This is a genomic window from Brevibacillus sp. TJ4 (genome assembly GCF_044627595.2).
In the GTDB taxonomy this organism is placed as follows: domain Bacteria; phylum Bacillota; class Bacilli; order Brevibacillales; family Brevibacillaceae; genus Brevibacillus.
Genome location: NZ_CP185865.1, coordinates 655,181 through 669,837, shown reverse-complemented (window position 1 = coordinate 669,837; position 14,657 = coordinate 655,181). Strand labels below are relative to the sequence as shown.

Below are 14,657 nucleotides of genomic sequence, written 5' to 3'. Positions count from 1 at the left end.
CCTTATTATACCTTATTTGACGTCTTCCTGCTTCTGTTCGTAAACCTTCAGATTGTTGTACACAATTTTCAGCAGGGGCGTCGAGATTCCGAATTGCTCCGCCCGCTCCAGCAAGTACCCCTGGAGGTGGTCACCCTCGACCGGCAGGCCTTTTTCCATGTCCCGCAGCATCGACGATTTCATCGTCTTCGCCTGCTTCAAAAACAGCCCCATCTGTTTGTCCACGATATCAGGCGAGATCGGGGCATCGCAGGCGTGCATGACGGCTGCCACCTCCTCTGCCAACTGCCGTGTCAGCTCCAACCCGTACTGCGATGCGGCAATCGGACCGACTGCCGCGTTCATCAGTGTCGTAATTCCTGACAAGGTTGTGATGAACAAGTATTTATGCCACGCTTCCTGCTGGATGTTTTCGCTTGCCCGCATCACTCCGTTGATACCGGAAAAGGCTTGCTCGATGCGCAGGACGCGGTCGCTTTTTCCACCGCCCCACTCCCCGAACACGGCGTCATGCGTCTTGCTCGTCTGGATCACATCCCCGTCCGCATTCAAGGTACTCTCGATAAAGCAGAGTCCCCCGAGTACACGCTCCCGACCGAACCGCTCCCAGAGCAGCTCCATGTGGGCGATCCCGTTCAGCAGCGGAATGACAACCGTCTGCTCCCCGACGTAGGAAGAGATGGCCTGAATGCTGTCCGGCAGATGGTACGCCTTGTTTGCCAGCAAGATCACGTCAAACGAGTCTGCCATCTCACCTGCTGCCAATAGCTGCGGCTTTTCCAGATGAAACGCGCCGTGAATACTTTCGATGCGCAGCCCGCGCTGCTCCAACTGCCGGCGCCGCCCCTCCCGCACGAGAAAGGTCACGTCCACGCCCCGCTCCGCCAGTCGTCCGCCAAAATAACCACCAATCGCTCCTGCTCCCAAGACAAGTACCTTCATCCTTTTCCCCTGCTTTCTGTTCAAAATGGCCTGCCTCTATTTTACAAAACGGGTACCCTTTTCAAAAGAGCGCAATATAATGTTAGAAATTCTAACACGAAAAGTCATAAAACCTCTTGACTCGCTATCTGAAATATCGCTATAATTCGAGATATAGAAAAACACGAAATACGAACTTTATATCCAATATTAAGAAAATAATTCGTGAATAGGAGTGTTTTGCATGGATTCGAAAAAAGTTCTTTCAATCATTGAATCGGAAAACATACAATACGTGGATTTCCGCATCGTCGACCTGCTCGGACGCCAACACCATGTAACCGTACCTGCCTATGCGGTGGACGAGGACACGTTCGTCAACGGTGTTGCTTTTGACGGTTCCAGCCTGACTGGATACAAATCGATCGAAGAAAGTGACATGGTGGCTATGCCTGACCCGGCAACTGCCTTCATCGATCCTTTTGTCGCGGAAAAAACTTTGAACATCGTGTGTAATATTCTCAACCCTGACAACACTCCGTACACGCGTGACCCTCGCGGCATCGCATTGAGAGCGGAAGAATATCTGAAGGATCTGGGCCTGGCGACAGCCGCCTACTTCGGTCCGGAAGCCGAGTTCTTCCTGTTCGACAACGTCCGCTACGCATCCGGTCCATCCGGCTCCTTCTACCACATCGATTCCGAAGAAGCGTACTGGAACACGGGCAAGGAAGGCCAAAACCTGGGCTACAAAGTGCGCAACAAAGGCGGCTACTTCCCGGTACAGCCGACTGACACGCAAGCAGACATCCGCAACGAGATGTGCACCCTGCTGACACAAGCTGGCCTCAAAGTGGAGCGTCATCACCATGAAGTGGCAACGGCTGGTCAAGGCGAGATCAACTTCCGCTTCGATACGCTGACTCGCACTGGCGACAACCTGCTTTTGTTCAAATACGTCGTGCGCAATGTCGCGGCGAAATACGGCAAAACCGCTACCTTCATGCCGAAGCCAATCGTCGGCGACAACGGCTCCGGCATGCACGTACACCAAAGCCTGTTCAACGGCGACACGCCGCTCTTCTTTGAAAAAGGCGCTTACGCCAACCTGAGCGAAACGGCTCTCTACTACATCGGCGGTATCCTGCATCACGCACCTGCGCTGATCGCATTGACCAACCCGAGCACCAACTCGTTCAAACGTCTGGTTCCTGGCTTCGAAGCGCCGGTTAACCTGGTCTTCTCCAAAGGAAACCGCTCTGCTGCCATCCGCATCCCTGTCGCTGCGGTTACGCCAAAAGCAGCTCGTATCGAGTTCCGTACGCCAGACTCCACTGCCAACCCATACCTGGCATTCTCCGCCATGCTGATGGCTGGCCTGGACGGTATCAACCGCAAGCTGGACCCGCGCGAAATGGGCTTCGGTCCACTGGACAAAAACATCTACGATCTGTCCGACGTCGAGAAAAACGAAATCAAGAGCTTGCCAGGCTCCCTGGCAGAAGCACTGGATGCGCTGGAAGCCGACCATGAATTCCTGCTCGCTGGCGACGTCTTCTCCAAAGACCTGATCGATAGCTGGATCGCCCACAAGCGCGACGAGATCCAACAAGTCGAGCGCACTGTGAATCCGAAAGAGTATGAGCTGTATTACGATCTGTAAGAAACATCGGTATATAGCGGCTGCAAGGCAGCTATACATCCACAAAATAAACGGAGCCCTTCTCGATTGAGAGGGGCTCTGTTCATGGTTCAGACTGAACCGGATAGCCGAAATCATTGCTAGATAAATAAATTGGGATGCATCCCTCAATACTAACCCTTGTGGTTATTGATAATTCTGGAGGGAATGCTGGTATGAAGTCGATGACTTGGGCTCTGCTTTCGGTTTTAGCTATTTTCGTATTTGGAATAAGCATGCTAAACATCTTTGAACCTGAATATGCGTATTTCCCCCCGAGTGAAAAAACACTTAATGATCAGATGTCAGTTCAATCCGTACAGACTGAAGGCTATGATGTTTGGGGTACGACGATTTCTAAAGAGGAAGCCAAGACGATACACACAAAGGGTGATCATTCAACACCCTCTCCTCGCAATGGGGCAGTACACATTAACGACTCATTACTACAATTAGGGCGTAAAACATTTTATCAGGAGACATTTGGCAATGAAGTCTTTATGACTGATATCGCGGGAATCGTGGACGGAGCTTTTACCATACCGAATATTGCAAAGGCAATAGTGTCATTACGCGGTGAAGGAACAACCAATTTACAGGTTGAGCTGGCAAAAACCGTAACAATTGCGGGAAGAACCTTCAACAAAGGAAGCATGATTGATACCGGTATCGATGTCCCCAGGGGAGCTTATACCCCTTTGGGACTGCCTATAAAATATGCTGATGGGAGACTAAGAGTCGGGATAAGCTGCGCTGCCTGTCATGCAACGGTTGATAGGGAAACAAAAATGGTGATCGAGGGAGCCCCAAACACCGATTTTAACGCGGGTTTACTTTTGGCGCTGGCAACAAACTCTACGGCATACCTTACTCACGCAGAAATAGGCAATATAAAAAAATATATGGATTCGTTAGACCGTACAGTTGTGACAACCGATGGAAAAAAAGCGTCATTGCCCAATCCTATAGCGATAGAGGAAGCCGTAGACTCAACTTTTTTAAAGTGGTCGCCGGGTAATTTCGATTCCACAATCGATATGAAGGCAAATCCTGCCCAAATACCCGATTCTTTTACGCTTGGTGACCATCCTTATGGCTGGAGTGGGTTTGCGGCAGCAGGGCCATTTAAGGGGCTGAGTGTGTTTAGTAATAACGTCCATGCTCAAAACTCAGATTCCCTGTCTCAAGCCGATGTTAGCCATGTTTTGTTTGGAATGGACAAGGAGGTTTATCTCGGAACAATCTTGCAAAACTCCGCAAATCCCAAGTTTCGTTATAAAGTAAACAGCATAATCAAACCATCCGATTTTTTTGCAAGTGTCGATCCGACACCTGGTGTTCCGGGCGTAAACGAAATGATTAAACCGCCAACTTTCCCCAAATTGACATTAGTAGCTCCAGATGGCCTGTTTTTAAGCTCACCGGGCTATCGATTCGGGGAACAAGTAAACAGTATGGCAGCATGGCAGAATACAATAGCGCCTCCTAAGCAGCCAGAGAAAGTTGATACAAAAACAGTTGCACTCGGACAAGAGGTATTTTCCCGTGCCGGTTGTATTGCATGCCATGCTGGTGATGCATTAACGAATAACCAAGTAATTCCTGTCAATGTCATTAAAACTGAACCATCTCGAGCGAAGGCACTAAAAAAGACGGAAAAGCTATTTACAGAGGCCGTTTTATATGGTTTTGATACACCCGTGCCATTACCAGAAAATGCAACTCCCCTAAAGGTGCCTACGCAACATCTTGACCCTGAGCAGATCAAGTTGGCATTTGCACACGGTGATTCGCAAGGTGGATATAAAGTTCCTAGTTTGATCGGTCTTTATTGGACTGCTCCATACTTACATGACGGCGGAGTCGCTGTAGGTCCTGACCCAGCTACCCAACTAGGGATACAAGGTACGCTAATGAAAGGCATTTATCCAGACCCGGCAAATAGTTTGCGCGCATTGGTTGATAAGGAGCTGAGACAAAAGGTAATTGCGGCCAACAAGTCATCGAAAGATCTCCAATTTACCCATGTTAGTGGAATTGGACACGAATACTGGGTTGACTCTACAACACAGTTTACAAAGGAAGAGCAGGAGGCACTTATCAAGTACCTCTTGTCAGTAGGAAGCGATCTCAAACAATCAAAATAATACAGATAACTCCAGGTCAAAACCCAATCAGCAACAGCGTGGAAAAATACAGCGCAACTCACATGATCCTGATACGTGGATGCCGTCCACCTGGCAGAGCTCAGAAGCCTGCACATAAAAGATCCCTTCTCGGAGATGAGAAGGGATCTTTTGAAATGCATACTGACGCATCAATTTGTAATCTCGTTTTTTTGCTCTAGGAGCATCGTCTGCATGCGGTTTTACCTCCCCCAACAGATAAACTTAAAAAACCCGATCTCGTAGAATCGGGTTTTGTCGCTGTATAGTCACCTTAAATAAAGCCCATGTGTTAAACAGATTTTTTGTAAAACTTCCAGTCTGCTCGAATCACCCACATACACCTCTAGGATAAGCCCATTTGTACGCGCAAGAATTTTGATTTCAGGGAATACAAAACAAGAGTGAACCTTTTCACGTAAACATTAGATAATCCTGCCTACCTCGCGCATTTTGATATAGTATTGGTCTTTCAGCAGTCACAATTTCAGATATACATTGATGTCGTTCACTCTAGCTGATCAATGTGATTTGCATCATTATAGACAAATCTTCGTTGTGTTAATTATTTTTCGGACGAATTCCTATCTGCTACAATGTTTTTGGGGGTGTTGTCGCATGACCAAGAGTTTTGTTGTGAAATTCCTCAACTGCGAGTCTCTTCTTGAGGAAAATAAACGATATGATATTGAAATTAGCGCGAACACTCACATTATAGGGACAATCATACCTGACATGAATTTTGTCTACGATGGAAAGACATTTTTTTATATCCTCCGAGAAGTCGATAATGAGGATATTCAGATTTGTGAAGACGAAATTATCCAAATTAGGTGTCTTGAATGCCTTTGAATGTCTCAAAATTACCGATGTGCAAGTCAGAAAGTATGAATGTGCTTGTGATGATGCAATATGGCATACCATGAGCTACCTCATTATTGGGCAAATACAATTTATTACGGTGAGGCCCTTTGGTGGCGTCAAGACGGCAAACCACTGACTCCAGTACCATACCCTTAGTTGGCTACTGCTTTATTTGTCTGACTACACAGGTAAAATAATTGAAAACCGTGTTGGAGTGATCATAGTGCAAATAACCATCAGTGGACGTGAAGATACTCAGATCGATATCATTGCTGTCAATCGAAGCTATCCATATCAGCAGGATTATTGGGATGGGAACTGGTTGAACTGCGAAATTAAGGTCAACATCCCTGGATATACTGCCGCATTTCCAGCCGACCTTAGAACAGATGAGTTCCAGTGTTTCATGGTTGATCTCATATCAATTGACAGTAATTTAAATGGAACTGCAAATTTCCGATCGATGGATAGTTACATTGACCTTACTTGTAAAATTACTAAAACAGGTATTCTTGAGTGGGAATGCAGAACTTCATATCCTCCTTTCACAGGTGCCAATTTGAGCTTTTCCTTTACCTCGGATCAATCGTTTCTCCCCCACCTTATAAAGCAACTTGAAATGTTGATAGAGACTTATCCTGTAATTGGGAATCCCAATGATTAGCTGATTTGATAAACTGCACAGTTTGTTAAACTAATCGCTCCACCCCCAAAACAATCTCGCGCTATACATCTCGTTATTGCCGTTGAATGCACATAAGGTTGGACTGCGTAGATCAGCACTTCCGGGCGATCGAAACCAGTACACAAGACGTCCTCTGCCTCGCTTTGCACCCATCAAAAACACCTCCAAGTCGGCTCCATCTCATCCTAATAGAGCCGTTCGCTTGAAGGTGTTTTCCTATGTCCACGCTACAGGGACGTTCCCAAACCGCGAACTATACTTTAAATCGCTGTACCAAATGTTGCAGTTCTTCCGCCATTCCCGCCAATGAGGCAGCAGACGAAGAAATTTCTTCCATCGTAGCAAGTTGTTCTTCGGTCGCAGCCGAAACATTTTGAGAATCCGCCCCAACCTCCTTGGATTCCTTTGCGATCTCTTCAATGGTGTATACGACCTGCTCGGCATTCGTCGCGATCTGGTGACAGGATGCGGTGATGCCCTGTATTTGAATCGAAACTTCGTCAACGTTCGTCTTGATTTCCTCAAACAGTTGGCCTGCCGTATTGACGACATGAATGCCCTCGTCCACTTCTTTGACACCCTGGTCCATCGACTGTACGACCTGTTCAGTATGGTCGGTAATGATTCCAATCAATTGCGTAATTTGTACGGCCTGTTGGGAGGATTGCTCAGCCAGTTTTCGCACCTCTTCGGCTACTACCGAGAATCCTCGTCCGTGCTCGCCTGCCCTTGCCGCTTCAATCGCTGCGTTGAGTGCGAGCAGGTTGGTTTGGTTGGCGATATCCGCAATCACATCGACGATTTGACCGATCTGCTTGGAATGATCGTTCATTTGTCCCACTGCGCCAGCGAGTTGATTCATCGTCGTGTGAATCAAATCCATCTGCTTGATCGTAACCTGGATAGCCTGATTTCCTTCTGTTGCTTTGTCTGCGGTCTGCGTCGACAAAGATGCCGTCGTTTGCGCACCTGATGCGATTTCCTGCACCCCTGACGACAATTCGTTGATTGCGCGTACACCTCCGTCTACATCATGCGCTTGTTTTTCCGCTCGTGTGGCAACCCCTTGAATCGTGGTGGCAATCAACTCCGACGCCTGGCTCGATTGCTCGGCACTGGCTGTCAGCTCCTCCGAGGAAGAAGCGATATGCTGGGAGCTGCTTTGAATCTGCTGAACCATCGTCCGAAGATTTTCCTTCATGTTGTTGAAGGACTGAGCCAGGCTGCCAATCTCATCGTTGTTTTTCACCCGAATCGGTTCTGCCACGAGGTTGCCTGCCGCGATTTCCTCTGCCGCCTTCGCCACTGCAACAATCGGTCTTGCGATCATCCGGGAACCAAAGTACCCGATCAAAAGCGCCAAAATCAGCGCAGACCCGCTCGTAACCAGGATGTACGTCGTTGCCTGGCTGGTCAGCACTGTATTTTCTTCCCTGCCTTGCTCCATATGTTCCTTTTGACTGATTGCAATTTCCTCTGCCAACGGGTCCATCGCCCTTCCGACCGGGAGGAGAACATCTGTGTAATAATCCATGACATCCTGGGAAAGCTGATTGGCGTCGAACATTTGCATCAATTTATCGGCTTCTTGTTTAAACTGCTGATTCAGTTCTCGCAGCTGCTGCAACTTTGCCTGCTCTTCCGGCCGTCGGATCATTCCGTAGGTTTCATCAATAATCCGGTTAATATTGTCATTTGACACCTGCATGTTATCCCGGAATTCTTGATCATGTACGAGCAGATATGCCCGCAGTCGACCCGATTGCTTAGCCGCTTCTACCTGAATTTCCTGAGCATTCGCTAAAATGACAGCTCTCCTTGAGATCAGATCGGCGTCCAGATCATTAATCTTTTTCAAATAGTAAAAAGAAATGCTGCTCGATATCCCTAACAGCAGGGCAATTACCAAAAATGCCCCCATCAATTTTTTACCGATGCTTAGATTCATAAGATGCCTCCTCAGTCCTATGTAAAATATGATTGTATTCCCAATTTTAATACATATGAACATAGGAATACTATGATTTGAAATCGCTTTAACAAAATTAATAATGGTTTTCCCGATTTTCCGTCCATAGAAACCCCCTCCTCTGGATAACCCTGGGAGGAATAAGAAAAAAACCCTCGCTATCTCGCGAGGGCCCTAAAAAGGTTGTTAACAGTGTACATATGCAAGCATGCCCAAACTTCTTTTGGGCTATACATTTCGGATCCACTGCCTTTCACAACAGGATAGAGTTTCAAATGTTTGTAAAATCGCCAGGAAAGGTAAAAGCGGAATTGGCGACAACTCTTCCAGCTTTCGCTTGTTGATAACCTGGATCGGCTCAGCGAAGGTCTATGGCGCATGGACGGCATGAAGCATTTTATTCCCGCTGTTCGCCAGGGTTCTTTTGCCCAAGGCGGCCTCCTGCATGAAGATTCCGCATTCGGGCACAATACATATCGTTACTCGTCTGAAACACTCAACTAGGAGGAGCGCCATGTCGTCCCACTATCGTTGTTACTACTGCGAGCATGAGACGGAATCGGTTCATATGATCACGTTCTTCCAGGGAACAGAAGAGCGTGACGAGCTACTGTGTGACACTTGTTACGCAGACTGGCTGGAATCCTTGAAGAGTGAGCCGTAATGGAGTAACACAGCAAAAGTCCCCATCCGATCCGCTTGAAATCGGGTGGGGACTCCTTAGTTGCTGACGTGAAACGCAGCCGGGTCGGTGCGCACGCGCTCCTTCCACTCCGCCAGTGAGCGTGGAGCTCTCCCACCCCAGCTCTCCTTGAGCGAATCCGGCAGGCTCTCCCACAGCTCCGCGATGAGAGGGAGACCCAGCTCGAGTGTCTGCAACAATTCTCGATTCGCCAGCAAAGTTTCAGGCAGGCCCGTGAACAGTATCCTGCCTGTATCCATGACACAGATCCACTCCGCCCATTCGAACGCAATGTCGAGATCGTGCGTGGCCATCAGGACTGTCGTGCCGTTGGCATGGATGTGATCGAGCCTGCGCAGAAGGCTTTTCGTCTGATCGCGGTCCAGATATGCCGTAGGTTCGTCCAGCAGCAGCAATTCCGGTTCCATGACCATCACCCCGGCGAGAGCGAGACGCCGCTTTTGTCCCAGACTGAGGTGATGTATCGGGGAATCCGCGTGCTCCCTCAGCCCAAACGCATCGAGCATGAGATCGACCTTGGCGCGAATCTGCTCCGCTGGAAGTTTGCGGTTCAACAGCCCGTATGAGATGTCCTCTGCCACAGTGCTGGCGATCAGTTGATGCTCCGGGTCCTGAAACACCAGCCCGATTGTTTTCGTCATCTCCTGCAAAAAAGAGCGCCGGTAGACAAACGCTGACCCTCTCCAGGACACCGTCCCTTTTTGCGGCTGCAAAATCCCGTTGGCGTGCAAAAACAGCGTCGACTTCCCACAGCCATTGCGCCCGAGCAGCACGCATTTCTTCCCCTCCGGAATCCCCAGCGACACCCCTTGCAATACCGGTGACCTGCTGCCTGGATAGGTGTAGTACACATCGGAAAACTCCATCACATACGTCGTCAAAGCCGCACTCCCTCCATCCACCACTGGATTCCCGCCAGTACGAGACAGCCGATTGCCGACTCCCACTCATACCGCCGGGAACGGACATGACTGCCTCTGCTCTGCACCTGAATCTCATCGCTCATTCCCCGCGCTGCCATGCCTCGTTGCAGCATCTCGTACCTGTTCATCGACCGGACAAAAAGCTGAGAAGCGAGCAATCCCGCATCGCGCAAGCTGGCCCGGAATCCTTGAAAGCCGCCGCGCGACTTCTGTGCGACCCAGAGCTGGTGACTAGTCTTGAGCAAAATAAAAATGAAGCGGTACATAATCATCGCCAGCTCGGATACCAACACAGGTATTCGCAAGCGGCGGATGAGCTGCAAAATCTCCGTAAACGGCGTCGTAAACAGCAAAAAGGAAAAACAGGCAAGGCTGGCGAGTGTCCTTGCAAACAGCGTCACTACTTGCTCAATAGCCGCTTGCGAGACAGAAAACTGAACCGCTCCGACCGTCCACGCCAAAACAGGATGATGCACCGTACCGGAATCGGCCCCGTGAAGCGTCACGTCAATCAGCAAAGCCGGCATTCCTGCCGCGAAAAAACCCATGGGAACGAGCAAAAAGAGCAAATAAAGCCGCACGGGGATGCGGGCGTATCCTACCACCCACAACCCCATCCAGAGAAAGACCAAGGCTTGTACGAGCACATGGCCCAGCATGGCAAAAAGCAACACAATACATCCGAGCATGGCTTTTTGCAACGGCGGCAAAAATCGCAACCGGTTCTGGTAGGAATAGGTGTCCAGCCATTGCCACATCATTACTTTTGTCTGCCCAACCGACCTTTGTAAAACCCGACGGCATACCCGATCACTCCGGCGCCAAGAGCAGCCTGAACGGCGAACAGCAAACTCTCCGTCTCCCCGCCCGGCGGTTCGAGCAGCGGCTCAAACCACGGTTCATACGCGGGCGCGATTTCCACGATCGCCTCTTCTGCAGCTCCGTCCGCCCCTCCGAACTCGGAATCGCTGACGATCAATAACGGAATGATCGCCAGCACGACAACACCTGCGAGCAAAAGCCAGTTCATCCCTTTTTTCACAGCGATTCCTCCTGTTTCAGCAGCCGTAATTGAACCAGTTCCTTGGCATTGTAGGCTTGCAGCCAGTTCCAGACGAGCACGGTCAGCAATCCTTCACAGATTGCCAACGGTATTTGTGTAACAGCAAAAATGCCGGCAAATTTGGCAAATGACGCCATCACTCCGCCCGTTTCCGCGGGAAAGGCGAGCGCTAGCTGCAGGGAGGTCGTAACGTACGTAGCCAGATTCGCTGTCGCGGCAGCAGCAAAAACCGCGAGCCGCTTTCCGCCGTTGGCACTGCTAATCAGGCGATAGATTCCGTAAGCGACCAAGGGGCCGACGACTGCCATGGAAACCGCGTTCGCTCCCAGCGTAGTCAGCCCGCCATGCGCCAAAAGCAACGCCTGAAACAGCAGGACCATGCTGCCCAGCACCGACATCGCAAAGGGCCCGAACAAAATGGATCCCAGCCCCGTTCCGGTAGGGTGGGAGCTGCTGCCTGTCACCGAAGGTATTTTTAATGCCGACAAGACAAAGGCAAACGCGCCAGCCACTCCCACCAACAGCTTCACCTCGGGATGCTGCACGATGACTTTGCGTATCGAACGCAAGCCGATGACGAAAAACGGCAGGAACAATCCCCACCAGAACATCGCCCAACCAAAAGGCAGATAGCCTTCCATGATATGCATGGCATGACCGGTCTGCGGTTCGTTCACGAGAAAGTACAATACGAATCCGGCGACGAGCAAAACGCTGGAGACAATGCGGGAACGCTTCTTATTCATGCACCTGCTCCTCCTTTTCTTGTGATAGAACAAAAATATCCCACCCGAACGTACGGATGGGAAATGCGCACACGAAAACAATCGACTTGCTGGAAGCCGAATTTCCTGTTTGCCACCTCTCCTTTCCGCGAAGGATTTTTTGGTGCAGCAGTTAGGTAGGTCTCCTGGCTTCCAGATCATCGCGCTCTTTGCTCCTTCCCCATCTGTATGGATGAGTGGACTACACGCAAAGAGAACTCCCTGGTTACAGTGGCGGGACCGCTCGGGACTTTCACCCGATTCCCTGTTATCCCTTATGGATGTATTAACCATATGGGCACCTAATGCCATCCTGTTCAATTATCGGACAACTCTGACTTGTCCGATTCCATTATAAACCAGATCCGCCAAAAAAATAAAGCAGGGATTGCTCACCCGCCCCACCGGACATGTGAACAATCCCTGCACCCCGCTACTTGCTCGCATCTGCGCCAATCGCCTGGCTGATGTGGGAAAAGCCATCCCGAGCCATAAGCTGCAGCAGTTTTTTGTTGATTTGCTTGGCAATCCCCGGTCCCTGGTAAATCATTCCCGTATACACCTGGACCAGGCTCGCGCCGGCGCGAATTTTTTCATACGCATCTTCACCGGTAAAGATACCGCCCACGCCAATGATCGGCACCTTGTCTCCGACTTCCTGGTAAATCTCCTTCACCCACGCCGTAGAGCGCCCGGTCAACGGCCTGCCGCTCAATCCGCCTGCTTCTTCCGCATATGGGTGATCCTGTACCGCCTCACGGGAGAGCGTCGTATTGGTGGCGATGATACCGGCTATGCCTTCCTCGACGGCTGCATGGACGACATCGCGCATCTGCTCGTCCGCCATGTCGGGAGCGACCTTGAGCAGGATTGGCTTTTGCTTGATGCCGCGCATCTCCAGCTCCCGAGCCTTTTCCCTGACAGCGCGGATGAGCGCACGCAGGCTTTGCGTTTCCTGCAAATCACGCAAATTCGGAGTATTTGGCGAACTGATATTGATGACGAAATAATGCCCGTACGAATACAGCAAATCCATGCACTTGCTGTAGTCAGACGCCGCTTCTTCATTTGGCGTCGCCTTGTTCTTGCCGATATTGATCCCGATCGGTACATCCGCATAGGCGTAGTCCACCAGGTTTTTCGCTACCAGGAAGGAACCTTGATTGTTGAATCCCATGCGGTTTATAACAGCCTCGTGTGCGGGGAGACGAAACAATCTCGGTTTCGGATTTCCCGGCTGCCCTTGCGGGGTAATCGTCCCGACCTCTATGAAACCAAAGCCCAGCGCTGCAAGAGCGTGGTAGACTTCCGCGTTTTTGTCAAAACCTGCCGCCAGCCCGACCGGATTGGGAAAAACATGTCCCCACAGCTTTGTCTGCAAACGCTCGTCCTGAAAATGATACATGGCTTTCAGCGTGCGCTTCCCCCAGGGTGAATCTTGCGCCTGTTTTAAGGCATGCACCGTTTTTTCATGGATTTCTTCCGCGTCCTGTTTAAAGAGGTACTTTCGCACAAGCTGATACATCTTCGGCTGCACTCCTAACACCTTTTATTCTGCCTAGTAGAATACCACACTTTTCGCGAAAGGGTAACCTCTATCCGCGATACATAATTCCACCGCTGCTGTCAAATTCTATAAGCAGCTTGTCGGGTCGAGGGTGACGGATCACGTACGGGTTTCACCAGGTCTTTCCTCGCACAACAAAAAAGCTGTCCCCCGCACAAGGGGACTGACCCCCGTTTGTGAGTCAGGGATCAAAACACCTTTCAAGTTAAGCTGCCAGTCGCCTGTAATCCATCGGCGACTGGTTGTTTAGTTTCGTTTGAATGCGAATTGAGTTATAGTAGTGAATGTAGTCTCGAACGGTTTGCTCAACGATTGCAGTCGTTGTGCAGGTCAAACCTTCGAGATAGAACGTTTCAGACTTTAGTGTGGAATGGAACGATTCGATGGGGGCATTATCAGCAGGCGTACCCTTACGGGACATGCTCATGATAATCCCTTTTTCTTTTACCGCTTCTTGATATGCCTGTGACGTATAGACGCTGCCTTGATCGCTGTGAAGCATTGAACCTTCTGTGAGAGGCAGCTGATTCAGCGTATCTAATACAAATGCTGTGTCTTGTTTATCTGCTATACTGTACGCCACGATCTCCCCATTAAACAAGTCTAAAATGCTCGACAGGTACAACGTCTTTCCTCCAAACGGTAAATAGGTGATATCCGTCACGAGTTTTTGCATCGGTGCATTCGCCTCAAATTGACGTTGTAACTGATGTTCCGCTACATGGGCTGGCTGTCCTGTTGGCTTGCGCTTCTTTACCCTGACTCGACACTGTAGTCCCTCACGTTGCATGATTCGCTGCACACGTTTGTGATTAATGGACTGCTCTTTTCGAAGCAGCGCAGTAATCTTCCGGTAACCATAGCGGAATTTATGAAGGGTGCAAAGCTGACGAATCTTCTCGGCGAGCAGATTTTCTTGTTTTGTGGCAAAAGCTGCTTTCCAGCGATAGTATGTTGCACGAGCAACCCCTAGCAGTTCACAAGCTTGCGTGACCGACATTTCATCTCGAATAGATTCCATCCAGGCGACTACGGCCTCTGGTGACACCTCCTCTCCAATTCTTTGTACTTTTTTAGTACATCTAGCTGTTGTTTCAGGTAACGATTTTCTGCCTTTACTTGTTCAAGCTCTGAGGCAAACTCAGGACCTTTCCCAAAGCTATACTGCTTACCGACAGGCTGCCCCAGCCGATGAAGCTCACCATTACGATACCATGACATCCAAACTTTCAGTTGTGTTACATTCCTGATCCCTAGCTCGTCCATGACCACCTTTACCGGAATTCCTGCTAATCTCATTTTAATTGCCTGCATTTTCACTTCTACGGGGTAACTAACTCGTGTTGCCAACG

12 protein-coding genes and 1 riboswitch are annotated in these 14,657 nt (G+C 49.8%); of the genes, 4 read left to right on the top strand and 8 right to left on the bottom strand.

Features of this window, described 5'->3' with window-relative positions; all coding sequences use genetic code 11:
* Positions 1-12: 12 nt before the first annotated feature.
* A complete protein-coding gene (locus ACAF76_RS03055; protein WP_400162583.1) occupies positions 13-942 on the bottom strand; it encodes a ketopantoate reductase family protein in 930 nt (309 codons plus the stop codon).
* Positions 943-1,165: 223 nt separating this feature from the next.
* Here ACAF76_RS03055 and glnA point away from each other — a divergent pair, with 223 nt between their 5' ends.
* The 3 genes from glnA (at position 1,166) to ACAF76_RS03040 (ending at position 6,295) form a co-directional block, all read left to right on the top strand.
* The gene (gene glnA / locus ACAF76_RS03050) at positions 1,166-2,584 is read left to right on the top strand and encodes a type I glutamate--ammonia ligase (protein WP_400162582.1); all 1,419 of its coding nucleotides are present in this window, start codon (positions 1,166-1,168) and stop codon (positions 2,582-2,584) included.
* Between the two features lie 194 nt (positions 2,585-2,778).
* Entirely contained in the window at positions 2,779-4,749 is a 1,971-nt protein-coding gene (locus ACAF76_RS03045) for an electron transport protein (protein ID WP_400162581.1), read from the top strand.
* A 1,105-nt stretch (positions 4,750-5,854) separates the two neighbouring features.
* On the top strand, positions 5,855-6,295 hold the full coding sequence (locus ACAF76_RS03040) for a WapI family immunity protein (RefSeq protein WP_400162580.1): 441 nt from the start codon (positions 5,855-5,857) through the stop codon (positions 6,293-6,295).
* 274 nt (positions 6,296-6,569) lie between these two features.
* On the opposite strand, the gene ACAF76_RS03035 is transcribed toward ACAF76_RS03040, so the two are convergent.
* Entirely contained in the window at positions 6,570-8,264 is a 1,695-nt protein-coding gene (locus tag ACAF76_RS03035) for a methyl-accepting chemotaxis protein (protein WP_400162579.1), read from the bottom strand.
* A 535-nt stretch (positions 8,265-8,799) separates the two neighbouring features.
* Between ACAF76_RS03035 and ACAF76_RS03030 the strand changes: the two genes are divergently transcribed.
* Positions 8,800-8,949: a hypothetical protein gene (locus ACAF76_RS03030; protein WP_400162578.1), complete on the top strand. Its 150-nt coding sequence runs from the start codon at positions 8,800-8,802 to the stop codon at positions 8,947-8,949.
* A 56-nt stretch (positions 8,950-9,005) separates the two neighbouring features.
* Here ACAF76_RS03030 and ACAF76_RS03025 read toward each other — a convergent pair whose 3' ends face one another.
* The 6 genes from ACAF76_RS03025 to ACAF76_RS03000 form a co-directional block, all read right to left on the bottom strand.
* Positions 9,006-9,869 carry an energy-coupling factor ABC transporter ATP-binding protein gene (locus ACAF76_RS03025; RefSeq protein WP_400162577.1) on the bottom strand — a complete coding sequence of 288 codons (864 nt, stop codon included), beginning with the start codon at positions 9,867-9,869 and terminating at the stop codon, positions 9,006-9,008.
* Positions 9,866-10,672, bottom strand: a complete 807-nt coding sequence (gene cbiQ / locus ACAF76_RS03020) for a cobalt ECF transporter T component CbiQ (protein WP_400162576.1) — start codon at positions 10,670-10,672, stop codon at positions 9,866-9,868. Before cbiQ ends, ACAF76_RS03025 begins: the two co-directional genes overlap by 4 nt.
* Entirely contained in the window at positions 10,672-10,953 is a 282-nt protein-coding gene (locus ACAF76_RS03015) for an energy-coupling factor ABC transporter substrate-binding protein (protein ID WP_400162575.1), read from the bottom strand. Before ACAF76_RS03015 ends, cbiQ begins: the two co-directional genes overlap by 1 nt.
* On the bottom strand, positions 10,950-11,720 hold the full coding sequence (locus ACAF76_RS03010; RefSeq protein WP_400162574.1) for an energy-coupling factor ABC transporter permease: 771 nt from the start codon (positions 11,718-11,720) through the stop codon (positions 10,950-10,952). The genes ACAF76_RS03015 and ACAF76_RS03010 overlap by 4 nt, the downstream gene beginning before the upstream one ends.
* Positions 11,721-11,857: 137 nt before the next feature.
* Positions 11,858-12,059: riboswitch (cobalamin riboswitch) on the bottom strand.
* 112 nt (positions 12,060-12,171) lie between these two features.
* Complete coding sequence (locus tag ACAF76_RS03005) at positions 12,172-13,263, bottom strand: quinone-dependent dihydroorotate dehydrogenase (RefSeq protein ID WP_400162573.1); 1,092 nt, start codon at positions 13,261-13,263, stop codon at positions 12,172-12,174.
* A gap of 247 nt (positions 13,264-13,510) precedes the next feature.
* A protein-coding gene (locus ACAF76_RS03000; protein WP_400162572.1) for an IS3 family transposase occupies positions 13,511-14,655 on the bottom strand; the annotation gives its coding sequence in 2 pieces (ribosomal slippage) (positions 13,511-14,382 and positions 14,382-14,655; 1,146 coding nt in all).
* Between the last annotated feature and the right edge of the window lie 2 nt (positions 14,656-14,657).

Excerpts from the sequence above, each read along its gene's own strand:
- ACAF76_RS03055 (WP_400162583.1), bottom strand. The coding sequence starts at position 942 with ATGAAGGTACTTGTCTTGGGAGCAGGAGCGATTGGTGGTTATTTTGGC.
- glnA (WP_400162582.1), top strand. The coding sequence starts at position 1,166 with ATGGATTCGAAAAAAGTTCTTTCAATCATTGAATCGGAAAACATACAA.
- ACAF76_RS03045 (WP_400162581.1), top strand. The coding sequence starts at position 2,779 with ATGAAGTCGATGACTTGGGCTCTGCTTTCGGTTTTAGCTATTTTCGTA.
- ACAF76_RS03035 (WP_400162579.1), bottom strand. The coding sequence starts at position 8,264 with ATGAATCTAAGCATCGGTAAAAAATTGATGGGGGCATTTTTGGTAATT.
- ACAF76_RS03030 (WP_400162578.1), top strand. The coding sequence starts at position 8,800 with ATGTCGTCCCACTATCGTTGTTACTACTGCGAGCATGAGACGGAATCG.
- cbiQ (WP_400162576.1), bottom strand. The coding sequence starts at position 10,672 with ATGATGTGGCAATGGCTGGACACCTATTCCTACCAGAACCGGTTGCGA.
- ACAF76_RS03010 (WP_400162574.1), bottom strand. The coding sequence starts at position 11,720 with ATGAATAAGAAGCGTTCCCGCATTGTCTCCAGCGTTTTGCTCGTCGCC.
- ACAF76_RS03005 (WP_400162573.1), bottom strand. The coding sequence starts at position 13,263 with ATGTATCAGCTTGTGCGAAAGTACCTCTTTAAACAGGACGCGGAAGAA.